This is a genomic window from Caulobacter sp. GW821-FHT10C03 (assembly GCF_059415485.1).
The window spans coordinates 176,761-195,790 of the sequence record NZ_JBWKNI010000010.1; the positions used below are offsets into that span (position 1 = coordinate 176,761).

The 19,030-nt window shown below is 70.1% G+C and carries 24 protein-coding genes and 2 tRNA genes; 15 read left to right on the forward strand and 11 right to left on the reverse strand.

Annotated features, from left to right (window positions below):
* Position 1 precedes the first annotated feature (1 nt).
* The 6 genes from AC07NG_RS15120 to AC07NG_RS15145 all read left to right on the forward strand — a co-directional run bounded on the left by AC07NG_RS15120 (position 2) and on the right by AC07NG_RS15145 (position 4,159).
* A tRNA-Gly gene (locus tag AC07NG_RS15120) sits at positions 2 to 76 on the forward strand.
* Between the two features lie 46 nt (positions 77 to 122).
* A tRNA-Gly gene (locus AC07NG_RS15125) sits at positions 123 to 197 on the forward strand.
* Between the two features lie 113 nt (positions 198 to 310).
* Complete coding sequence (locus AC07NG_RS15130; protein WP_494594869.1) at positions 311 to 2,074, forward strand: DUF885 domain-containing protein; 1,764 nt, start codon at positions 311 to 313, stop codon at positions 2,072 to 2,074.
* 76 nt (positions 2,075 to 2,150) lie between these two features.
* Positions 2,151 to 2,888: a YceI family protein gene (locus AC07NG_RS15135; protein ID WP_494594871.1), complete on the forward strand. Its 738-nt coding sequence runs from the start codon at positions 2,151 to 2,153 to the stop codon at positions 2,886 to 2,888.
* 174 nt (positions 2,889 to 3,062) lie between these two features.
* Positions 3,063 to 3,467 carry a gene transfer agent production transcriptional regulator GafY/HdaB gene (gene gafY, locus AC07NG_RS15140; RefSeq protein ID WP_494594872.1) on the forward strand — a complete coding sequence of 135 codons (405 nt, stop codon included), beginning with the start codon at positions 3,063 to 3,065 and terminating at the stop codon, positions 3,465 to 3,467.
* Positions 3,464 to 4,159: a DUF6456 domain-containing protein gene (locus tag AC07NG_RS15145; protein WP_494594874.1), complete on the forward strand. Its 696-nt coding sequence runs from the start codon at positions 3,464 to 3,466 to the stop codon at positions 4,157 to 4,159. The genes gafY and AC07NG_RS15145 overlap by 4 nt, the downstream gene beginning before the upstream one ends.
* A gap of 45 nt (positions 4,160 to 4,204) precedes the next feature.
* Here the strand turns inward: AC07NG_RS15145 and AC07NG_RS15150 are convergent, their stop codons facing one another.
* The 3 genes from AC07NG_RS15150 to trhO form a co-directional block, all read right to left on the reverse strand.
* Entirely contained in the window at positions 4,205 to 4,657 is a 453-nt protein-coding gene (locus tag AC07NG_RS15150; RefSeq protein ID WP_487288537.1) for a PA2169 family four-helix-bundle protein, read from the reverse strand.
* A 75-nt stretch (positions 4,658 to 4,732) separates the two neighbouring features.
* Positions 4,733 to 5,089, reverse strand: coding sequence for a hypothetical protein (locus AC07NG_RS15155; protein WP_487288536.1), 357 nt, complete (start codon positions 5,087 to 5,089; stop codon positions 4,733 to 4,735).
* A gap of 66 nt (positions 5,090 to 5,155) precedes the next feature.
* Positions 5,156 to 6,109, reverse strand: coding sequence for an oxygen-dependent tRNA uridine(34) hydroxylase TrhO (gene trhO / locus AC07NG_RS15160; protein ID WP_494594876.1), 954 nt, complete (start codon positions 6,107 to 6,109; stop codon positions 5,156 to 5,158).
* Positions 6,110 to 6,186: 77 nt separating this feature from the next.
* Between trhO and AC07NG_RS15165 the strand changes: the two genes are divergently transcribed.
* Positions 6,187 to 6,348 (forward strand): hypothetical protein, encoded by a 162-nt coding sequence (locus tag AC07NG_RS15165; RefSeq protein ID WP_162839355.1) that lies wholly within the window; start codon positions 6,187 to 6,189, stop codon positions 6,346 to 6,348.
* Positions 6,349 to 6,357: 9 nt separating this feature from the next.
* On the opposite strand, the gene AC07NG_RS15170 is transcribed toward AC07NG_RS15165, so the two are convergent.
* Positions 6,358 to 6,786 (reverse strand): SufE family protein, encoded by a 429-nt coding sequence (locus AC07NG_RS15170; protein WP_494594878.1) that lies wholly within the window; start codon positions 6,784 to 6,786, stop codon positions 6,358 to 6,360.
* A gap of 40 nt (positions 6,787 to 6,826) precedes the next feature.
* Positions 6,827 to 7,675 carry a sensor histidine kinase gene (locus tag AC07NG_RS15175; RefSeq protein ID WP_494594880.1) on the reverse strand — a complete coding sequence of 283 codons (849 nt, stop codon included), beginning with the start codon at positions 7,673 to 7,675 and terminating at the stop codon, positions 6,827 to 6,829.
* Positions 7,676 to 7,864: 189 nt separating this feature from the next.
* Between AC07NG_RS15175 and divJ the strand changes: the two genes are divergently transcribed.
* Entirely contained in the window at positions 7,865 to 9,643 is a 1,779-nt protein-coding gene (gene divJ / locus AC07NG_RS15180) for a cell cycle sensor histidine kinase DivJ (RefSeq protein WP_494594882.1), read from the forward strand.
* Positions 9,644 to 9,685: 42 nt separating this feature from the next.
* Positions 9,686 to 10,264 (forward strand): rhomboid family intramembrane serine protease, encoded by a 579-nt coding sequence (locus AC07NG_RS15185; protein ID WP_494594884.1) that lies wholly within the window; start codon positions 9,686 to 9,688, stop codon positions 10,262 to 10,264.
* Between the two features lie 376 nt (positions 10,265 to 10,640).
* On the opposite strand, the gene rpmE is transcribed toward AC07NG_RS15185, so the two are convergent.
* Positions 10,641 to 10,868: a 50S ribosomal protein L31 gene (rpmE, locus tag AC07NG_RS15190; protein WP_110121023.1), complete on the reverse strand. Its 228-nt coding sequence runs from the start codon at positions 10,866 to 10,868 to the stop codon at positions 10,641 to 10,643.
* A 115-nt stretch (positions 10,869 to 10,983) separates the two neighbouring features.
* Here rpmE and AC07NG_RS15195 point away from each other — a divergent pair, with 115 nt between their 5' ends.
* From AC07NG_RS15195 to AC07NG_RS15205, 3 genes are all read left to right on the forward strand, one after another.
* On the forward strand, positions 10,984 to 12,837 hold the full coding sequence (locus AC07NG_RS15195) for an ABC transporter transmembrane domain-containing protein (RefSeq protein WP_494594886.1): 1,854 nt from the start codon (positions 10,984 to 10,986) through the stop codon (positions 12,835 to 12,837).
* Positions 12,838 to 12,900: 63 nt separating this feature from the next.
* Complete coding sequence (locus AC07NG_RS15200) at positions 12,901 to 13,152, forward strand: CopG family ribbon-helix-helix protein (protein ID WP_492853563.1); 252 nt, start codon at positions 12,901 to 12,903, stop codon at positions 13,150 to 13,152.
* Positions 13,152 to 13,427, forward strand: a complete 276-nt coding sequence (locus AC07NG_RS15205) for a type II toxin-antitoxin system RelE/ParE family toxin (protein WP_494594888.1) — start codon at positions 13,152 to 13,154, stop codon at positions 13,425 to 13,427. Before AC07NG_RS15200 ends, AC07NG_RS15205 begins: the two co-directional genes overlap by 1 nt.
* Here AC07NG_RS15205 and AC07NG_RS15210 read toward each other — a convergent pair.
* The 3 genes from AC07NG_RS15210 to AC07NG_RS15220 form a co-directional block, all read right to left on the reverse strand.
* Positions 13,424 to 13,753 carry a hypothetical protein gene (locus AC07NG_RS15210; protein WP_492853566.1) on the reverse strand — a complete coding sequence of 110 codons (330 nt, stop codon included), beginning with the start codon at positions 13,751 to 13,753 and terminating at the stop codon, positions 13,424 to 13,426. The two genes, AC07NG_RS15205 and AC07NG_RS15210, sit on opposite strands and share 4 nt — an antisense overlap.
* 106 nt (positions 13,754 to 13,859) lie before the next feature.
* The gene (locus AC07NG_RS15215) at positions 13,860 to 14,942 is read right to left on the reverse strand and encodes a glycerophosphodiester phosphodiesterase (RefSeq protein WP_494594890.1); all 1,083 of its coding nucleotides are present in this window, start codon (positions 14,940 to 14,942) and stop codon (positions 13,860 to 13,862) included.
* A 127-nt stretch (positions 14,943 to 15,069) separates the two neighbouring features.
* Positions 15,070 to 15,867: an inositol monophosphatase family protein gene (locus AC07NG_RS15220; protein ID WP_492853569.1), complete on the reverse strand. Its 798-nt coding sequence runs from the start codon at positions 15,865 to 15,867 to the stop codon at positions 15,070 to 15,072.
* Positions 15,868 to 16,127: 260 nt separating this feature from the next.
* Here AC07NG_RS15220 and AC07NG_RS15225 point away from each other — a divergent pair, with 260 nt between their 5' ends.
* The 3 genes from AC07NG_RS15225 to AC07NG_RS15235 all read left to right on the forward strand — a co-directional run bounded on the left by AC07NG_RS15225 (position 16,128) and on the right by AC07NG_RS15235 (position 17,797).
* Positions 16,128 to 16,451 (forward strand): hypothetical protein, encoded by a 324-nt coding sequence (locus AC07NG_RS15225; RefSeq protein WP_494594892.1) that lies wholly within the window; start codon positions 16,128 to 16,130, stop codon positions 16,449 to 16,451.
* Between the two features lie 155 nt (positions 16,452 to 16,606).
* A complete protein-coding gene (locus AC07NG_RS15230; RefSeq protein WP_494594893.1) occupies positions 16,607 to 17,464 on the forward strand; it encodes a sigma-70 family RNA polymerase sigma factor in 858 nt (285 codons plus the stop codon).
* Positions 17,465 to 17,470: 6 nt separating this feature from the next.
* A complete protein-coding gene (locus AC07NG_RS15235) occupies positions 17,471 to 17,797 on the forward strand; it encodes a hypothetical protein (protein WP_492853573.1) in 327 nt (108 codons plus the stop codon).
* On the opposite strand, the gene AC07NG_RS15240 is transcribed toward AC07NG_RS15235, so the two are convergent.
* On the reverse strand, positions 17,794 to 18,222 hold the full coding sequence (locus AC07NG_RS15240; RefSeq protein WP_494594895.1) for a hypothetical protein: 429 nt from the start codon (positions 18,220 to 18,222) through the stop codon (positions 17,794 to 17,796). The two genes, AC07NG_RS15235 and AC07NG_RS15240, sit on opposite strands and share 4 nt — an antisense overlap.
* 83 nt (positions 18,223 to 18,305) lie before the next feature.
* Positions 18,306 to 18,953 carry a thiamine phosphate synthase gene (gene thiE, locus AC07NG_RS15245; RefSeq protein ID WP_494594897.1) on the reverse strand — a complete coding sequence of 216 codons (648 nt, stop codon included), beginning with the start codon at positions 18,951 to 18,953 and terminating at the stop codon, positions 18,306 to 18,308.
* Positions 18,954 to 19,030 lie beyond the last annotated feature (77 nt).

Sequence of the window (19,030 nt, forward strand, 5' to 3'; positions counted from 1 at the left end):
TGCGGGCGTAGCTCAGTGGTAGAGCGCCACCTTGCCAAGGTGGATGTCGAGAGTTCGAATCTCTTCGCCCGCTCCATTCCCTCCTTCTCGGGGGTCGTGGACAGAGACAAGAAAATCGGTGCGCGGGCGTAGCTCAGTGGTAGAGCGCCACCTTGCCAAGGTGGATGTCGAGAGTTCGAATCTCTTCGCCCGCTCCATTTTCTTCTCTTCTTTTCCTTCCTGCGAAATGATCAGAAAGCTTCGGCTTGGCCGTTTGGCCGCGCCCGACGACATGATCTAACCTCCCCCGAGTTCATTCCGGGGAGCGTTCATGCGCCATCATCTTCTCCGTCTCGCCGCCGGCGCGGCCCTGTCGGCCGTGTTGCTGGCCGGACCGGTCCAGGCGGCCCAGGTCAGCGCCTCGACGCGTCTTACCGAAGCCGTGAAGGCCTATGAGTCGGTCTCGGCGGTGGACGACGACGAGAGCGCCACCGACGCCTCGCGCTGGCGGTTTCCGCCGGTCGACCCCAAGGCCGACGCCGAGCGCAAAGCCCGCTACGAGAAGGCCAAGGCCCTGCTGGGCGAGGTCGATGCGGCCGGCCTGACCGACGACGAGAAGCTGACCCGCCAGATCCTGGCCTGGAGCCTGGACGACAAGCTCACCGGCCTGTCCTTCGACGAAAGCCGCATGCCGTTCAGCAGCGACGGCGGCTTCGATGTCTCCCTGCTCTATCGCGCCAACGGCATGCGCCTGAAGGACGAGGCCGAGGCGAAGAAGTGGATCACCCTGCTGGCCCAGAGCCCGGAGTGGTACGCCGCCAACATCGCCGAGGCCCGTCGCGGGATCGCCACCGGCTTCGTCCACGCCCGCTCGACCGCCGAGTCGGTGCTGGACCGCGCCCAGCGCACGGCCGCCACGCCGCTGGCCGAGGATCCGCTGCTGGCGCCGCTGCGCGCCCTGCCCGCCAACGTGCCGGCCGATCGCAAGGCCGCCCTGATCGCCGAGGGCGAGGCGGTGCTGAAGGCCAAGGTCGCCCCGGCCCGCGCCAGCTTCGTCGCCTTCATGCAGGACGAGTACGTGCCACACGCCGCCAGGAGCCTGGCGGCCTCCGACCTGCCCGACGGCAAGCGCTACTACGCCTTCCTGGTCAAGCGCTACACCACCACCGACATGACCCCCGACCAGGTGCACGAGATCGGCCAGGCCGAGGTGCGCCGCATCCGCGCGCGGATGGAGACGGTGATGAAGCAGGCCGGCTTCGACGGCGACCTGCCGGCCTTCCTGGCCTATCTGCGCAAGGACCCAAAGTTCTATGCGACGAGCCGCCAGCAGCTGCTGGAGAAGGCCAGCGAGATCGCCAAGCGCGCCGACGACCAGCTGCCGGCCCACTTCGGAACCTTGCCGCGCCTGACCTACGGCGTGCGGCCGGTGCCGGCCAGCATCGAGAAGGGCTACACCACCGGCCGCTATTTCGGCGGCGATCCCAAGGCCGGCCGCGCCGGCGGGCTGATGATCAACACCTCCGAACTCGACCAGCGGGCGCTCTACGAGCTGCCGGCCCTGGTGCTGCACGAGGGCGCGCCGGGCCACCACGTCCAGACCTCGCTGGCCCAGGAGCAGGCCGGCCCCGAGTTCCGCAAGAACCTCTATTTCAGCGCCTTCGGCGAGGGCTGGGGGCTCTATTCGGAATGGCTGGGCGAGGAGATGGGAATCTATCGCGACCCCTACGAGCTGTTCGGCCGCCTGTCCTACGAGATGTGGCGCGCCTGCCGGCTGGTCGCCGACACCGGCATCCACGCCAAGGGCTGGAGCCTGGACCAGGCCCGCGCCTGCTTCACCGACAACACCGCCCTGTCGCCGACCAATATCGAGGTCGAACTGAAGCGCTACGTCTCCTGGCCGGGGCAGGCCCTGTCGTACAAGATCGGCGAGCTGAAGATCCTGGAGCTGCGCAAGCGGGCCGAGGACCAGCTGGGTCCGAAGTTCGACGAGCGGGCCTTCCACGACCTGGTGCTGCTGGGCGGCTCGACGCCGCTGGCGGTGCTGGACGCCCGCACCGACGCCTGGATCGCCGAGCGTAAAAAGAAGTCGTAAGCGTCACAACGCCCCGGGGTTGACCGCATCGTCGCCCCGGGCCGAACCTCCCCGCCCAACAGAAAAGGGAGGTTTCATGTCCTACGCCTCGAAGTTCGTGATCGGCGGCGCCCTGCTGCTGGCCCTGGCGGCCTGCTCCGACCCGAAGGCCGCCAAGACGCAAACGCCGCCGCCGGCCGGTGAAACCTCCGCCGCCGCGCCCGCCCCGGCCAAGCCGCCCGCCGACCTGCCGGCCGGGGAATACAAGCTGGACAAGTCGCACGCCGACCTGTCGTTCAAACTCAGCCACCTGGGCTTCTCCTGGTACACGGCCCGCTTCACCGACTTCGACGTCAAGCTGAATCTCGATCCCAAGGCGCCGGCCGCCGCCAGCGTCGAGGCCAGCATCAAGACCAGCTCCCTGACCCTCCCCGCCCCGCCGCCCGGCTTCACCGACGAACTGCTCGGCGCCGAATGGCTGGACGCGGCCAAGTACCCGGCCATCACCTTCCGCTCGACCAAGGTCGAGACCACCGGCCCCGACACCGCCGACGTCAGCGGCAACCTCACCCTGCACGGTGTGACCAAGCCGGTGACCCTGAAGGCCAAGTTCAACGGCGGCTACGCCGGCTTCCCGCCGATGGACCCCAACGCCCGCATCGGCTTCTCGCTGAGCGGCAGCTTCAAGCGTTCGGACTTCGGCGTCAGCTACGGCGTGCCCAAGCCCGGCTCGACCATGGGCGTCGGCGACGAGGTCACGGTCGCCATCGAGGCCGAACTGCTGAAGCCCAACCCGCCGGCGGCGAGCGCCCCGGCCGCGCCCGCCAATCCTTGAATCGGGCGTCGATCCCCGTCGGCCGACGGGGATCGACCACCGTCCGGGCGAATACAATCAGTGGTTTAAATTCCGACTAGACGCGCGAAATAGGAAAGTTATCCTACAGGAGGAATATCAGCCTAGGCTGATGCTCATGGGCGTCACTGGGGGCGCCGCTCTTGAGGGACCGCCATGCTCGCTCAAATCCTGGAGGAGGCCTGGGCGATCTCGCCCGATCCGCGTCGCGACCGTCTCGCCGCGGCCTTCGTCACCCACGCCGTGGCCCTGGCCACCGGCGTCGCGCCCGCCGACATCGTTTCGGACAAGCGCGCGTCCAAGACCGCTGCTCGCGCGCGGCAGATCGCCATCTACCTGGCCCACGTGATCTTCCACTGGCCGCTGGCCCGGGTGGCCTTCGCCTTCGGCCGCGACCGCACCACCTGCGCCCACGCCTGCCATCGCATCGAGGACATGCGCGAGGACCGGGTGTTCGACGCCCGCATGAGCGCTCTGGAGGCCTGCGTACGCCAGGCGCCCGAGACCATTCCGGATCTAACCGGCATGATGTTCGCCAACGCCGCGGGGATCGATCGATGAGCGCCGCCGCCATTGTCGAGCGCGACCTGGAGGCCGAGCACCTGGCCGACCGCGCCGCCCGCCTGCTGGCCCGCGCCGGCTCGGTGATCGAGGCCCGGGGTCTGGCCTACGCCGTGCGCTTCGCCCGTGGGCGCAAGCCGATGCTGACCATCGACGAGGCCGCCTTCCGCAAGCTGATGCACCAGTTGGTCCCCCGCCCCGAGGGCGGCTGGCGACTGGGCCGCGCGCCGCAGCCGATGCCGCCGGGCCGCCCCGGCGTCGTCGAGGGCGAGAAGGTGGTGGTCGAGAACGGTGAAGCCACGACGCACCGGGCCAATCTCGGCGCGGACCCGCTGGACTGGCTGTTCAGCCGCGGCCTGCTCAGCGCCGTCGAGCGCGCGGCGGGCCGGCGCCTGGAGGCCGACGCCCACGCCTCGGGCCTGCTCGGTCGCCTGACCATGAACTGGGATCCGACTCCGCGCGGCGGCGGCCCGCGCCTGGAGCCCGCCGAGCGCGCGATCGGGGCCAAGGCCCGCATGGCCCGGGCGATGATGACGCTGGCGCCCGAGCAGAGGGCGATCCTGTCGCCGATCTGCCTGCACGGCGCCTCTCTCCAGGCCACGGAGGTCGCCCTGGGCCTCAAGCCCAGAACGGGCAAGGCCGCCCTGAGGGCGGCCCTGCAGCGCCTGGCGGCGCACTACGGCATGCTGTGAGACGAGGCGGCGATCGGATCTAGACCGCCGCCTCGCTCAGCGTCTTCAGTGGCTCTGCGCGTGCTTGATGTCGCGCATCTGGTCGTGGCCGGCCTTGACCTTGGCGTAGGCGGCCTCGATGGCGCGGCGGGTCTGCGGATCCACGTCGAGGTCCTGCAGGGCCTTCTCGTACTTGGCCTTGATGTGGTCCTCGCCGTCCTCGACGGTCTTGACCACCGACTCGTCGCCCTTGGTCAGGGAGTCGCGGACGTTCAGGAACACGCGGTGGGCGGCGGCCAGGATGCTTCCGTCGTCGTCGGGCGTGCCGCCCAGGCGGCGTACTTCGCTCTGCAGGTCGGAGACCACGCCGCGACGTTCCTGGGCGCGAGCCTCGAACAGCGACTTGAAGCTGCGGCTCTCGGCGTCGCGAGCGGCGGCTTCGTAGCCGTCGGCACTGTCGATGGTGATCTCGACCAGGCCGTTGACGAGCTTGATGTGGTCTTCGTTCGTATGGGCCATGGGTGAACTCCTGTGGCTTTCGAATGGAGGGACCGCAGCAACGCGGCCCCTCCGCGAAAGGTTCGAAGCGGCGCCTTAAGGCTTTTTCGATTGCAGGAAAGTCCAGGCGGTCCCGGCCGCCGTCAGGGCCGCGCCCCGCGTGCGCTTGTTGATCAGCAGACCCGCAAGCACCGCTCCGCCCAGCACGGCGACAGCCAGCGGGATGGTGCGGCCGCCCAGCTGGATATCGCGGCCGGCGATGGTCAGCGGCTTCTTCGCGGGCCCGCCGACCGCGTAGTCGGCGACCGGAGCCTGAGGTTCAGGCGACTTGGAATGCTGGTCGAGGAAGGTCGAGACCTTGTCCGACAGGGTGTCGATCAGGCCCTGGCGAGCGCGGGCGGGACCGGCGCCGTTCGTGTGGCCAGGATTCAGGGTGGGGTCATAGGCGACCATGGGTCATCTCCGTGTCCGAGAAAGAGGGCTCGGTCGGAATAACGCCGTGAGGCCGACGACGATCCGTCAGGTTTCGCGCGAAGGCTTGACCGGCAAGGCCGCGCCGACGTGGTCGATGCCCAGTTCGATCGCCCGCGCCGCCTGGCGCTGGCGCTCGGCGTAGCGGGCCTTCTGGTCGTCGCTGCGGGTATGGTGGCAGCGCGCGCAGGACACGCCCTCGACGTACAGCGGCGAGGCCCGTCCCGCTTCCGACACCGGCATGCGGCAGCCCCGGCACAGCACGTGCGAGCTTTCCGACAGGCCGTGGCCCACGGCCACCCGCTCGTCGAACACGAAGCACTCGCCGCGCCACAGGCTCTCGTCCTGGGGCACGGTCTCCAAGTAGTTCAGTATGCCGCCCTTGAGGTGGAACACGTCCTCGACGCCGCGGGCCTTGAGCAGGGCCGTCGACTTCTCGCAGCGGATGCCGCCGGTGCAGAACATGGCCACCTTCGGGGCCGGCGCGGCCGGGTCCCAGGTCTGGCGGAAGGCGTCGAACCAGGCGGGGAAGTCGGCGAAGCTGGGCGTGGCCGGATCGATCGCGCCTTCGAAGGTTCCGCAGTCGACCTCGTAGCCGTTGCGGGTGTCGATCACGATCACGTCGGGCTGCGCGATCAGGGCGTTCCAATCAGCCGGATCAACATGGACGCCGTGATTGTGGGCCGGATCAAGGTCGGGCTCGCCCAGGGTGACGATCTCGGCCTTCACCTTGACCTTCAGCCGATGGAACGGCGGGGCGTCGGCGTCGGCGAACTTCAGTTCCAGCGCCTCGCAGCCCGGCAGGGCGCGGATATGGGCGATGGCCGCGTCGATGGCCTGGGGCGTCCCGGCGATGGTGCCGTTGATCCCCTCGCGGGCCAGCAGCAGGGTGCCCTTGATCTTCAGCCCGCAGCACAGCTTGGCGAGATCGGCGCGGATCGCGTCGGGATCGTCGAAGGTCGCGAAACGGTAGAGGGCGGCGATGCGCCAGGGCGAGGTCATGGGCGGGCCATAGAAGATGAACGCCCCGGGCTCAAGCACGGCCGGAACCAAGCACGCCGAACGCGGGTTACCGGGCCATGAGCATCCTGATCACCGTCATCATCGCCCTCGTGCTGCTTGGCCTGGCGCTCTACGCCGTCCAGCGCTCGCCGATCCCCTCGCCCGTGAACTGGCTGATCCAGCTTCTGCTGATCATCGTGGCCATCGTGTTCATCGGAAACCGGGCCGGGTTCTTCTAGGCGCAGCTTCTAGGCCTGGGCAACCGCCGCCGCGTCGCGCTGGATGCGGGCCACCATCGACTTGAGGCCGTTGGAGCGCTGCGAGGACAGGGCTTCCGACAGGCCCAGGCGCGCCATGGCGGCCGAGGCGTCGAAGGCGACGATGTCGCCGGCCGCCGCGCCGGAATAGAGCCGCAGCACGATGGCGATCAGCCCGCTGACGATGTGGGCGTCGCTGTCGCCGCGGAAGCGGACGGTGCCGTCGGCCTGCGGCTCGGTGACCAGCCACACCTGGCTGGCGCAGCCGCGCACCTTGTTGTCTTCCGAGTGCTCCTCGGGCGTGAGCGGCGCCAGGTCCTTGCCCAGCTCGATCACGTAGCGATAGCGCTCTTCCCAGTCGCCGAGCAGTTCGAACTCGTCGGCCAGTTCGTCGAGGGCGGCGTTGGGGTCGGTGCTCATGGCGCGGCGTTTAGGCGGGGCGAGCCCCCGATGCAAGCAATCAGGCGCCCGGCAGGGTGACGATCGCCGTCAGGCCCGCGCCCGGCGCCGACTTCAGCCGCAGCGCCCCGTTCATGGCCCGCGTCAGCAGATCGACGATCGGCAGGCCCAGGCCCGCGCCCTCGCCGCTGCGGGTCAGAGAGGTGCCCGCCTGCTCGAACGGGCGCAGCAGGCGTTGCAGGTCGCCCTGCTCCACCCCCTCGCCCTGGTCGCGGATCGAGATCTCGACCATGCCGCCGCCGACCAGTTCGGCTTCGATCGTCACCACCCCGCCCGACGGCGAGTGGGCGACGGCGTTCTGCAGCAGGTTCGACAGGATGGTGCGCAGGCCCCTGCGGTCGGCCAGGACGGCGGGCATGCCCACCAGGTCCGGCGCGCTCATCACCACGCCGCGGGCTTCGCACTCGGCGCGCAGCTGGGCCATGACGTCCTCGACCGCCTCGTCCAGCGGCTCGGCCGCGACGTCGAGGTCGGTGACGTGGCCTTCCAGGCGCGCGATCTCGACGATCTGGTTGACCAGCTTGAGCAGCTTCAGGCCGCTCTCGTGCACCAGCTTGGCGTACTCCTTGTACTGCGGCGCGCCGAGCGGACCGTAGAGCTCGCTGGCCAGGATTTCCGAAAAACCGATGACGGCGTTCAGGGGCGTGCGCAGCTCGTGGCTGACCATGCGCAGGAACGAACGCTTCTGATCATCGAGGGCGGCCTTGCGGCGAGCGCGGGCCGCCGCGCGGCGAAACGTCGCGGTGGGTCCTTCCGAAGGCCGCTGAGCCTGGCGCGAATCAGCACCGCCCGCGCTTTCGGCGAGGTCTTCGGCTGATGTCGAAGCGTCCGCGGACGCCGTCTGAGGCATGTGAAACTCCCGGACCTTCTGTCCGCAAAGGCATTCTGTGCCACCCTGAACCAACCCGCTTACGAATCCGTTTCCGTCCACAAGAAGCTGGACTCGCCCGGTCGCCCCACAATTGTGCGTGCTTTGGAGAAGGGCCGAACCGGGGTTAGGATTCACCAATAACAACAACTTCGAGGCGGACCCGCCCCCTTGGACATCGACCCGGTGCAGCCGCGGCAGGATGAAGCCGCCCTCCGCCCCGTCCTTTCGGGGCGGGAGACGGCGCGCGCCTGGCGTCTGGGCTGGCTGGCGGCCGCGCTGCTGGCCGGCGGGGCTGTGGCCTTCGTTCCCGCCTCCACCGGCTGGCCCGTCTGGATCGCCCTGCTGGCCGGCGCCCTGCCCGCCATCGCCGCCCTGCTGCTGGGCGACAGCGAGGACGAGCGCGTCCAGTCGCTGCTGCTGGTCGGCTGGGCCGCCGGCGGCGCCCTGGCCGCGGCCCTGACCGGCGGCGTCTCGGGCGCGATGAGCGCCTGGTGCCTGGCTCCCGTCGCCGCCGCCTCGACCCTGGCCGCGCCGCGCCGCCTGGCCGAGGGCGCGGCCCTGGCCCTGATCGGCGGGGCCATGGCCGCCCTGGTCCAGCTGTCGGGCCTGGCTCCACCCGCTCCGACGGGCCCGACCGCCTTCATCCTCGGTTTCCTGGCCGTGGCAACCACCGGTCTTGGCCTGGCCGCCGGCTTGATGCTGACCCACCGCCGGGCCGGCGAGCGCGACGTGCGCAACCTGTCCGAACTGACCGCCCTCTCGACCCTGCTCGACGGCCTGCCCTTCCTGGCCTTCGTCGTCACCCTGCAAGGTCGGGTGCGCACCGTGCGCGGCGTCGCCCCCGAGGGCGCGGCGCTGGACCGGATCATGATCGACGGCCTTTCGCAGGCCGCCGTGCCGGGCGAGCGCGCCCGCGTCGACTTCGCCCTGGGCCAGGCCCTGCGCGAACGCGAGGCGGTCCTGACCTTCCCGGCCGCCGAGGCCCCGGAAAAGACCCTGTCGCTGACCCTGCGCCGCGTCGGCCCGGGCGTGCTGGTGGGCGTGATGCGCGACGTCACCGCCGAGACCCGCCATCTGCTGCAGCTGGACCAGGCCCGCAACGACGCCGAGCAACTGGCCGCCGGCCGAGCCCGCTTCCTGGCCAACATGTCCCACGAGCTGCGCACGCCGCTGAACGCCATCATGGGCTTCTCCGACATCATGCGCGCCCGCATGTTCGGCCCCCTGACCGACCGCTACGGCGAATACGCCGAGCTGATCCATGAAAGCGGCCGCCACCTGCTGGACCTGATCAACGACGTGCTCGACATGTCGAAGATCGAGGCCGAGCGCTTCGAGCTGTCGCGCGGCGAATTCGACGCCCGCGAGGCCGTCAACGCCGCCATGCGCCTGCTGCGCGTCCAGGCCGACAGCGTCGGTGTGCAGCTGCGCGGCGTGCTGCCGCCGGGCGAGCTCGATGTCGACGCCGACCGCCGGGCGCTGAAGCAGATCGTGCTGAACCTGGTTTCCAACGCCCTGAAGTTCACGCCGCGCGGCGGCCAGGTGACGGTCACCGCCGACGGCCACGACGGCATGCTGGAGATCGTCGTCGCCGACACCGGCGTCGGCATCAGCCCCGAGGACCTCGAGCGCCTGGGCCGCCCCTACGAGCAGGCCGGCGGCGTCGACCAGCGCGCCAAGGGCACCGGCCTTGGCCTGTCGCTGGTGCGGGCCTTCGCCCAGCTGCACGGCGGCGAGATGCACGTCGAAAGCCGCCTGGGGGCTGGCACCAGCGTTTCGGTGCGCATGCCGATCCTGCTGGCCGCTCCGGTGGCTCCCCCCGTCCCGGAAAGCCCCACGGCCACCGCCGACGCCATGGAGCAGCTGTTCGAGCCGCCCTCCGAGGGCCAGGCTTCCGACGAGCCCTTCCTCGGCGAAAACGTCATCCGCTTCGCCCCGCCGCGCTGAGCCTCTCCACGCTGAGCCTCGGGGCCGGCTTCGGGGGGAGCCTTGGCCAAACGATCGCCTTGCCTGATCTGGGCCGCCAGCCTGCTGCTGGCGTCGATCTTGGTCGCCATCGGCCTGGGCCAGCCCGTCTGGGTCCAGCAGCATTCCCGCGACCTCGTCGCCTTCGGAGCGATCAAGGGCTCGGACTTCACCTGGGCGGAGGCCTGGCGGCTGGTCGCCTCGCAGTGGCTTCACGTCAAGCCGCCGCACATGCTGCTGAACGTGCTGGTGATCGGCGGCGTGGGCCTGGCTGTCGAGGCGCGCCTCGGTCGGCTCACGCCCGCCCTGGTCGCCCTGGCGGGCGGAACCCTGGGCCAGTGGATCGCCGTCGTCACCCAGCCGGACGCCTTCATCTCCGGCGCCTCCCAGGCCTGTCTGGCGATCTGCGGCCTGGCCGTGGCCGTCGGCGGCGTAGCGCGCTGGGGACGGATCGCGGCCTGGACGGCGATCGCCGTCGCCCTGCTGCTCGACATCGTCGTCAGCGGCCACGGCGCGGTGAAGCCGGGTCATCTGGCGGGGTTGGCGATGGGCGTGGCGGCGGGCATGGCCTTGCGGGTGAGGGGCCGCGGACCTTCCTCCTGAACCTTGGCGATGACCCTTCTCCCCTTGCGGGAGAAGGTGGCGGCCGAAGGCCGTCGGATGAGGGGTCTCTCAGACATCCGACATCGCGCCCGGCCTGACCGCTGTACGCGGCTTTCAGTTCTGGGAGACCCCTCACCCGACCTCGCTCCGCGAGGCCACCCTCTCCCGCAAGGGGAGAGGGATCTGGTGCGAAAACCGCTTTCGCGGGGATTTTACGGGGGAGGAAGGCCAGTTCAGCGGAAGCTGAAAACGCCCCCCTCCGGCCCTTCGGGCCACCTCCCCCAGAGGGGGAGGATCTGGGGTCCAGATACAGAAAAAGCCGGCCCGCGAACGCGGAGCCGGCTTTTCGTCGCCCTTACGGCGAGACCTTGCGGTCTTACTTCTTCGCGGTGAAACCGGCGAACTTGGCGTTGAAGCGCGAGACGCGGCCGCCGCGGTCCATCAGCTGGGCGTTGCCGCCGGTCCACGCCGGGTGGGTGCGCGGATCGATGTCGAGCGCCAGGTTCGCGCCTTCCTTGCCGTAGGTCGAGCGGGTTTGGTAGCTCGTCCCATCGGTCAGGGTGACGTTGATGAAGTGGTAGTCGGGGTGAATGTCTTGTTTCATCGGGCGGTCCAACCGACTAGAGGGCGGCGTGAAATGTGAGTGAGCGCCGCCGTGCGGGGTGGCCCTCGAAGACGCGCGGCTATAAAGAACCCGCGCGTTTTTGGCAAGGACCCTGTTGATGAGCGACGTTAACGGCGGCGAGATTTCGGTCGAAGGCCGCCCCGGCGCCGGCGCCGAACTGGCCCAGAGCCTGTCGGAATCGGCCGCCCGCCGCCCGCGCCGCAAGGACATCCGGCCGCTCGCCCATCTGCTGCCCTTCGTGCGCCGCCATATCGGCGACGCCCTGGCCGCCGGCTTCTTCCTGCTGTTCTCGACCGGCGCGACCCTGGGCCTGACGGGGGCGTTCAAGAACGTCATCGACAAGGGATTCGCCAAGGGCGGCGAAGGGGCGGTGAACCACACCTTCCTGACCCTGGCCGCCGTCGCCCTGGTGCTGGCCGTGGCCACGGCCTCGCGCTTCTTCTTCGTCACGCGGCTGGGCGAGCGCGTCGTCGCCGACCTGCGCCGCTCGCTCTACGACCACGTCCTGACCCTGGACCCGGCCTATTTCCTCAAGACCCGCACCGGCGAGGTGCTGTCGCGGATGACCGCCGACGTCTCGCTGATCGACCAACTGGTCGGGGCCTCGGCCTCGATCGCCCTGCGCAACACCCTCAGCCTGATCGGCGGCCTGGGCTACATGGCCGTGGTCAGCCCCAAGCTGGCGGGCTTCATCGTGCTGATGGTGCCGGTGGTGCTGACCCCGATGTTCTTCGTCGGCCGCAAGGTGCGCAAGCTGTCGGTCACCGCCCAGGACCGCTTCGCCGACGCGGTGGGTTACGCCGGCGAGAGCCTGGACGCGCTGGACACCGTCCAGGCCTTCGTGCGCGAGCGCGAGGCCGGCCGCCGGTTCGGTTCGGCGGTCGAGACGGCCTATGACGCCTCGGTGCGCCGCATCCGCGCCCGGGCCGGCATGACGGTGCTGGTGATGACCCTGGCCTTCGGCGGCGTGACCCTCTTGCTGTGGTTCGGGGCGCGGATGGTGCTGTCGGGCGAGATGACGCCGGGCACGCTCGCCCAGTTCGCCATGCTGGCGGTGATGGCCGCCGGCTCGGTCGGGGCCCTGGGCGAGGTCTGGGGCGACGTGCAGAAGGCCTCCGGGGCCATGGACCGCATCTCCGACCTGCTGAACGCCCGCCCGGGCATCGCCCCGCCGGAAGCGCCCAGGACCCTGCCTTCGCCGGTGCGCGGCGAGATCGCCTTCGAGGACGTGGCCTTCGCCTATCCTGGCCGCCCCGACCTGCCGGCGCTCAACGGCTTCAGCTTGACCGTGAGGCCCGGAGAGACCGTCGCCCTGGTCGGCCCCTCGGGCGCGGGCAAGAGCACCGTCCTGCGCCTCCTGCTGCGCTTCTACGACCCTCAGGGCGGCGTGGTGCGCCTGGACGGCGTCGACCTGCGCGACGCCAAGCCCGCCGAGGTGCGCGCGGCCATGGCCCTGGTGGCCCAGGACTCGCCGCTGTTCTCCGGTTCGGCCATGGACAACATCCGCTTCGGCCGCGAGGACGCCACCGAGGAAGAGGCCCGCGCCGCCGCCGAGGCCGCCCAGGCTGCGGGCTTCATCACCGCCCTGCCCCAGGGCTTCGACACGCCGGTGGGCGAGCGCGCCAAGACCCTGTCGGGCGGCCAGCGCCAGCGCCTGGCCATCGCCCGCGCCCTGGTGCGCCAGGCCCCAATCCTGCTGCTCGACGAGGCCACCAGCGCCCTGGACGCCGAGAACGAGCGGCTGGTGCAGCAGGCCCTCGACGCGGCCATGAGCGGGCGCACCACGCTGGTGATCGCTCACCGCTTGGCCACCGTGCTGCAGGCCGACCGCATCGTGGTCATGGACGAGGGCCGCGTGGTCGAGGAAGGCGCCCACGCCGACCTGGTCGCCCGCGGCGGCCTCTACGCCCGCCTGGCGCGGCTGCAGTTCGGGGTGGAGGCGGCGTAGACTCGGACTGTTCGCAGGCAGGGCCTCATGGGCTATGCTGGTCGTCCAGTCTTGGAGACGCCTGTGGACACCAAGGTCCTGACTGTCGAGGTTCCCGCCCCGCTGGCCGATCAGATCGACCAGTTGGCCGTCCGCATGGATCGGTCTCCCGATTGGGTGGTTGGTCAGGCGCTGGCCGCCTGGGCGGATCGTGAGGAGCGTTTCCGGGCGATGACCCTGGAGGGCCTTGCCGACGTCGACGCCGGACGTCTGGTGGAACAGGCCGCGATGGAAGCCTGGGCCGACAGCCTCGAAACCGATACGCAACCGCGCTGATGCGCCTGGTCTGGACCGGCAAGGCGGCCTCCGACCTCACCCGGCTCCATGCCTTCCTGGCCGAAATGAATCCCCGCGCGGCCGCCCGCACCGCCCGCGAACTGGTCGCCGCGCCGAAACGCCTGCTGACGACACCCCGACTGGGCGAACGCCTCGCGGAGTTCGCGCCGCGCGAAGTCCGGCGGCTGATCGTCGGCGGCTATGAACTGCGCTACGAAATCACCGACGCCGCGATCTTCGTTCTGCGCATCTGGCACACGCTGGAGGACCGCTAGTCCTTCTCCGCCTTCGCCGTCTCCTGGTCCTTGATCAGGGAGACGTGGAGCAGCTGCTTGCGCAGTTCCTCGAAGGCCGGTTCGCCGACCAGGGCCGGGTCCTGCTTCTCGGCCCAGTCGATCAGCTTCTCCAGCGCCTCGCCGATGCGGCCGATCTGGCGGCCGTAGCTGCCGACCTCGTCGAGCACCCGGGCCTCGACCTCGGGCTTGCCCGACGTGCCGAGATTGACGGTGAACAGGGAAAAATCGCCGAAGCTCCATGACCACGGATTGATGGTCTGGGTCAGCTGGCGCGGGGCGAGGGAAAGCTGGAACGGTTCGGACATTAGGGACCTCCCGATCTGGAAGGGCCAGCATGCCGCCTTTGCAACGCTCGCGTGTGACGAATGACGCGGCGGCCCGGCGAAAACGCCGGTCTCGCCCAATCTCGGGTCAGCCGCGAGCGGCGGCGGCCAGGTCCGGGAAGTCGCTGAACACCCCATCGACGCCGGCGGCGTAGAGCGCCTTCAGCACGGCGGTCGCATCGCCGGCCTTGGCCAGGTAGTCGGCGGCGGCCGGGTCGCCCTTCCGCAGGGTCGCCGGCAGGAAGTAGTTCTCGGCCCGCACCGTCCAGGGATGCACCAGCAGGCCCGCCGCGTGGGCGTCCCTGACCAGCGAGGTGGCCGGCAGCAGAACTTGCGCGTCCTGCGGCACGACCATGGTCTTTTCCGGACCCAGGCCGTCGGCATAGGCGGCCACGCCCTTCAGCCCCTCGGGCGTGACGAGGTCGGCGTACTTCACGGCCGGCAGGTCGGCCGGGCCGCCCTGGCCGGCCACCAGCAGGACGAGGCGGGCGGCGGTCTTCAGGCGCAGGGCCTTCAGCGGCCCGACCTCGAAGCACTGCACGAACACCGGGGCGGTCTTGGAGTTGAGGTCGTTGCGCTTCAGCGCCTCGACCATGCGGCCCTCAATGGGCAGGCCGACCGAGGCGAAATAGGCCGGGTGCTTCATCTCCGGATAGACGCCGATCGTGCGGCCGACGCGCTTGCTCTCGGCGCGGGCGAAGGCGACCACCTCGTCGAAGGTCAGGACCTGGGCCTGGCCGTCGAAGGCGGCGCTGGCCGGACGCAGCTGCGGCAGCCGCTCGCGGGCGCGCAGGGTCTTGATCTCGGCCAGGCTGAAGTCCTCGGTGAACCAACCGGTCAGGCTTTCGCCGTCGATGGTCTTGGTCGCCTTGCGGGCGGCGAACTCGGGACGGGAGGCGACGTCGGTCGTGCCGCCGATCTCGTTCTCGTGGCGCACCACCAGGTGGCCGTCCCTGGTGACGACGAGGTCGGGCTCGATGAAGTCGCAGCCCTGCTCGATGGCCAGGCCGTAGGCCAGCAGGGTGTGCTCGGGGCGATAGCCCGAGGCGCCGCGGTGGGCGATGACGATCGGCTTGCGCACGCCGGCGCGGACCATGGCGGGGATCATGCTGGCGCCCATCGTGCCGGCGAGGGCGGCGGTCGTCATGGCGCGGCGGGTCAGTAGGGTCATGGCCGCTGATTAGCGCGCGGATGTGACGGTTTGGCGAGGGGAGCGCATCGCTTCGGCGACGCCCTGCCCACGAGAAAGGCTCCGGAACCTCGTCCCGGAGCCCTCTTCCAATCTAGCGCTCGAAGTCTCAGCCCGCCGCGTGCAGGGCCTTCAGCACCAGGGGGTGCAGGTCCTGGTTGGCGGCCAGGATCGACGAGCCTTCCACCGGGTCGCCGTGCTCTTCGATGGTGGTGACCTTGCCGCCCGACTCCTGGACCATCAGGACGCCCGCCGCGACGTCCCAGGGCTTCAGGTTGCGTTCCCAGAAGGCGTCGAAGCGGCCGGCGGCCACCCAGGCCAGGTCGAGCGCGGCCGCGCCGAAGCGGCGCACGCCGGCGACCTTCTGGCTGACCTGATGCAGCTCCTTCAGGAACTGGCCGTGGCCGGGCTTGCCCATGAACGGGATGCCGGTGGCCAGCATGGCCTCGTCCATGTGCTTGCGGGCGGCGACGCGCAGGCGCTTCTCGGCGCCGAGGAACGCGCCCTTGCCCTTCTCGACCCAGAACAGGTCGTGGGTGATCGGGTTGTAGGTGACGCCGGCGACGATCTCGCCCTCGCGCTGCAGGGCGATGTTGACCGCGAAGTGCGGGATGGCGTGCAGGAAGTTGGTGGTGCCGTCCAGCGGGTCGACGATCCAGGTGTGGGTCTTGTCGGTGCCCTCGATCATGCCGCGTTCCTCGCCGAGGAAGCTGTAGCCCGGGCGCGCCTTGCTGAGGATCTCGAACAGGGTCTGCTCGGCCTTGAGGTCGGCGTTGGAGACGAAGTCGGCCGCGCCCTTCTTGGAAACCTGCAGCTCGCCGATCTCGCCGAAGTCGCGGGCCAGTCCGCGGGCGGCCTTGCGCGCGGCGTCGATCATCACGTTGAGAAGGGCGGAAGGCGTGGGCACGGGCGGATATCCTATGGAATTCCCTGTACCGACGCGCGGACGCGCGGCGGCGGGAGACGGACGATGGCAGTGGGAAAGAGCGGGCGCGGAACCTAGACGCGGGGCCGCGCGAAGGCAAGACGGGGCGAATTGTCGCGGTCAACCCTGCGTCGCTTGAAAAAGGGGACCGATCGGTCAATTTTAGAGGCGGCAATTGATCCAGCGCAAAGCGAGGGGTCAGGCCACGCGCAAACTACGCGCATAGAAGGAGTCCTCCCCCAATGACCAACACGACCAACATGACCAAGTTTCCCCTGATCGCCACCGCCGCGGCCGCCCTGCTGGCCCTGGCCCAACCCGCCGCCGCCGAAGTTCCCCTGACCGCGGCGACCCACGCCGCTGGCGCCTCGCAGCGCATTTCGGTGACCGGCAAGTCCTCGACCGTGGTCAGCGAAGAGCTGACCCGCGCCGCCCGCCAGGTGTGCAGCGCGGCCCTGAAGGGCAGCCGCCACCCCAACTACGCCTCGTGCGTGGCCGAGACCCTCGGCCAGGCCCGCGCCGACTACGCCGCCCTGCGCTCGGCCGCCGCCAGCGCCGCCGAGTAACGGCCTCCCCCGCCGCGCCGCCGGGATCCCTCCCCGGCGGCGTAAGCCGCCAAAGGCAGAAAAAGGCCGGCGCGGAATTCGCGGGAAAAAAGCTCGCGGCCATGTCACGTCTGGCGCCTTCGCCTCGTCCTGTCGGGCAAACCGAGGGATCGACCATGAGCGCAGCCGACACGATCTTCGAAAGCCGCCGCCCCGCCATGACGGGCCTGGCCTATCGTATGCTCGGCTCACGGGCCGAGGCCGAGGACGTGGTGCAGGACGCCTGGCTGCGCTGGCGCGAGGTCGAGACGACCGAGATCGGCAACCCGGCCGGCTTCCTCAACCGCGTGGTCTCGCGCCTGTGCCTGGACCGCCTGAAGTCGGCCCGCGCCCGGCGCGAGCTCTATGTCGGCGAGTGGCTGCCCGAGCCGGTGGTCGATGTCGACGAGACCTTCGGCCTGGGCGAGAACCTGACGGTGGCCTTCCTGCTGGCGCTGGAGCGCCTGACCCCGCTGGAGCGGGCCGCCTTCCTGCTGCACGACGTGTTCGACACGCCCTTTTCCGAGATCGCCGCCACCCTGGACCGCTCCGAGGCCGCCGTGCGTCAGCTGGCCGCCCGGGCTCGTGAGCACGTCAAGGCCGGCAAGCCGCGCTACAAGCCCAGCGCCGACGAGGAGCGCCGCCTGACCGAAGCCTTCGTCGCGGCCGCCCTCAGCGGCGACGCGGCGACCCTGCGCGGCCTGCTGGCCAAGGACGTGGTCATGCACGCCGATGGCGGCGGCAAGGTCTCGGCGACCATGAACCCGGTGTTCGGCCTCGACAACGCCGTGCGCCTGCTGGAAGGCATCGCCCGCAAGTGGCCCCATCCGGACGGTACGACCGCGCGCCTGGCCCGCATCAACGGCCAGCCGGGGGTGGTGATGGCCCACGACGGCGTGGTGTTCCAGACCATGGGCCTGGACATCGTCGACGGCCGCATCGCCGCCGTCTACACCATGCGCAACCCCGACAAGCTGGCGCGGGTGCGGGCCTGAGGAACCATGTCCAGAAACGACGCCGAACGCCTTGCCGTTCTCGAGACCGATTATCAGACCCGTCTGGTCGCGGCCCTGCGCGAATGCGCGGCCGGTCGCTGGGGCCTGTTCGGCCACAACATCCACCTGACGCCCCACGCGTCCGAACCTGAAGTCGTCGAGAACCTCGCGGCCATGGCCGACGCGATCGCGCAGGTGCGCGACCGGCTGGGCCTGCCGCCCTACCCGCTGCACGACGACTTCATGGCCGCCCGCGGTCCGGCCCAGGAGAACGCGCCCGGCGAACCCAAGCAGGCCCGCGCCTGGCTGATTCGGCTGGAAGCCGGCGGCTAGGGAAGAGTCGCCTTGGGCAGGCTGTCCCTGGTCTCGCAGGCCATCTTGCCGGCCTTGCCGGCGGCGCCGGAGATGTCGTCGACCTTGGCTTCCTTGCGCCAGTTCTTGGGCAGGCCCTTGTCACCGGCGAAGTCCATGCCGAGGTCCATCCATTTGTCGGCGGCGCAGTCGAGGGCGAAGATCATGATCGGACCCTTGCCGGCCGGCCACGACTTGTAGGGCCCGCCGGCCCCCTTGCCCTCGGCGATGCGCAGAACGACGAGGCCTGAGCTCTCGTCCACCCTCAGGAAATCGGCGTCGTAATAGGTCTTGGCCTCGCCAGGGGCCGGTTTCCAGCTTTCTCCCAGGGCCGGCATCGCCCCAAAGACCATGCTCGCGGCGAGCATGGGTACGCTAAGCAAACACGCTACGAGCCGCTTCTTCATGGCGGTCCCTCCCCGTTATCGTTCGCTGGGGAGGAGGCTATGCCTGTCGTACAACCACGGCAAGAGAACGCCGTTATGCAGCCTTAACCCCGGGCGGCGAGCCCTTCGGCGATCGCCGCGTTCAGGGCCGCCACGGCCGTGTCCGGGCCTTCGGGATGGGACCACACCCCGCCCGAGACGGCCAGGAAGTCGGCGCCGGCGCTCGCCAGCGGCGCGGCGTTGGCGGCGGTGATCCCGCCGATGGCCACGCACGGGACCTCCATCGTCTCCTGCCAGATCGACAGGATGTCGGGCTCGGCGACGATCGGCGCGTCCTTGGTGGCGGTCGGGAAGAAGGCCCCGAAGGCCACGTAGTCGGCCCCGGCCTCGGCGGCCTCCATGGCCAGGTGGCGGCTGTCGTGGCAGGTGACGCCGACAATGCGGTCCTTGCCCATCAGCTTGCGGGCGGTCGCGTAGGGCGTATCGCCCTGCCCCACGTGCACGCCGTCGCAGTCGAGGCGGGCGGCCAGATCCGGCCGGTCGTTGAGGATCACCGCCACGTCGTGGACGCGGGCGATCGGCGCCAGGGCCGCGACGGCGGCGGCCACGACGTCGTCGGAGACGTCCTTGAGGCGGATCTGCAGGGCCGCCACGTCGCCGCCCTCCAGGGCGCGGGCCAGCTGGCGGCCGAAGGCGGCCAGGTCCGGCAGGGACGGCGGGGTGATGAGATAGAGGCGGCAGTCGAGCGTCATGCGCCGCCTTTACGCCGATTTGAGGCGGAGCGCGACTTTGGGGAGCCGGAAGCCGCAGAGACCCCCACCATCCAAAC

Coding starts and splice junctions, on each gene's coding strand:
- AC07NG_RS15130 (WP_494594869.1), top strand. CDS start 311: ATGCGCCATCATCTTCTCCGTCTCGCCGCCGGCGCGGCCCTGTCGGCC.
- AC07NG_RS15135 (WP_494594871.1), top strand. CDS start 2,151: ATGTCCTACGCCTCGAAGTTCGTGATCGGCGGCGCCCTGCTGCTGGCC.
- gafY (WP_494594872.1), top strand. CDS start 3,063: ATGCTCGCTCAAATCCTGGAGGAGGCCTGGGCGATCTCGCCCGATCCG.
- AC07NG_RS15145 (WP_494594874.1), top strand. CDS start 3,464: ATGAGCGCCGCCGCCATTGTCGAGCGCGACCTGGAGGCCGAGCACCTG.
- AC07NG_RS15150 (WP_487288537.1), bottom strand. CDS start 4,657: ATGGCCCATACGAACGAAGACCACATCAAGCTCGTCAACGGCCTGGTC.
- AC07NG_RS15155 (WP_487288536.1), bottom strand. CDS start 5,089: ATGGTCGCCTATGACCCCACCCTGAATCCTGGCCACACGAACGGCGCC.
- trhO (WP_494594876.1), bottom strand. CDS start 6,109: ATGACCTCGCCCTGGCGCATCGCCGCCCTCTACCGTTTCGCGACCTTC.
- AC07NG_RS15165 (WP_162839355.1), top strand. CDS start 6,187: ATGAGCATCCTGATCACCGTCATCATCGCCCTCGTGCTGCTTGGCCTG.
- AC07NG_RS15170 (WP_494594878.1), bottom strand. CDS start 6,786: ATGAGCACCGACCCCAACGCCGCCCTCGACGAACTGGCCGACGAGTTC.
- AC07NG_RS15175 (WP_494594880.1), bottom strand. CDS start 7,675: ATGCCTCAGACGGCGTCCGCGGACGCTTCGACATCAGCCGAAGACCTC.
- rpmE (WP_110121023.1), bottom strand. CDS start 10,868: ATGAAACAAGACATTCACCCCGACTACCACTTCATCAACGTCACCCTG.
- AC07NG_RS15205 (WP_494594888.1), top strand. CDS start 13,152: ATGCGCCTGGTCTGGACCGGCAAGGCGGCCTCCGACCTCACCCGGCTC.
- AC07NG_RS15210 (WP_492853566.1), bottom strand. CDS start 13,753: ATGTCCGAACCGTTCCAGCTTTCCCTCGCCCCGCGCCAGCTGACCCAG.
- AC07NG_RS15215 (WP_494594890.1), bottom strand. CDS start 14,942: ATGACCCTACTGACCCGCCGCGCCATGACGACCGCCGCCCTCGCCGGC.
- AC07NG_RS15225 (WP_494594892.1), top strand. CDS start 16,128: ATGACCAACACGACCAACATGACCAAGTTTCCCCTGATCGCCACCGCC.
- AC07NG_RS15230 (WP_494594893.1), top strand. CDS start 16,607: ATGAGCGCAGCCGACACGATCTTCGAAAGCCGCCGCCCCGCCATGACG.
- AC07NG_RS15235 (WP_492853573.1), top strand. CDS start 17,471: ATGTCCAGAAACGACGCCGAACGCCTTGCCGTTCTCGAGACCGATTAT.
- AC07NG_RS15240 (WP_494594895.1), bottom strand. CDS start 18,222: ATGAAGAAGCGGCTCGTAGCGTGTTTGCTTAGCGTACCCATGCTCGCC.
- thiE (WP_494594897.1), bottom strand. CDS start 18,953: ATGACGCTCGACTGCCGCCTCTATCTCATCACCCCGCCGTCCCTGCCG.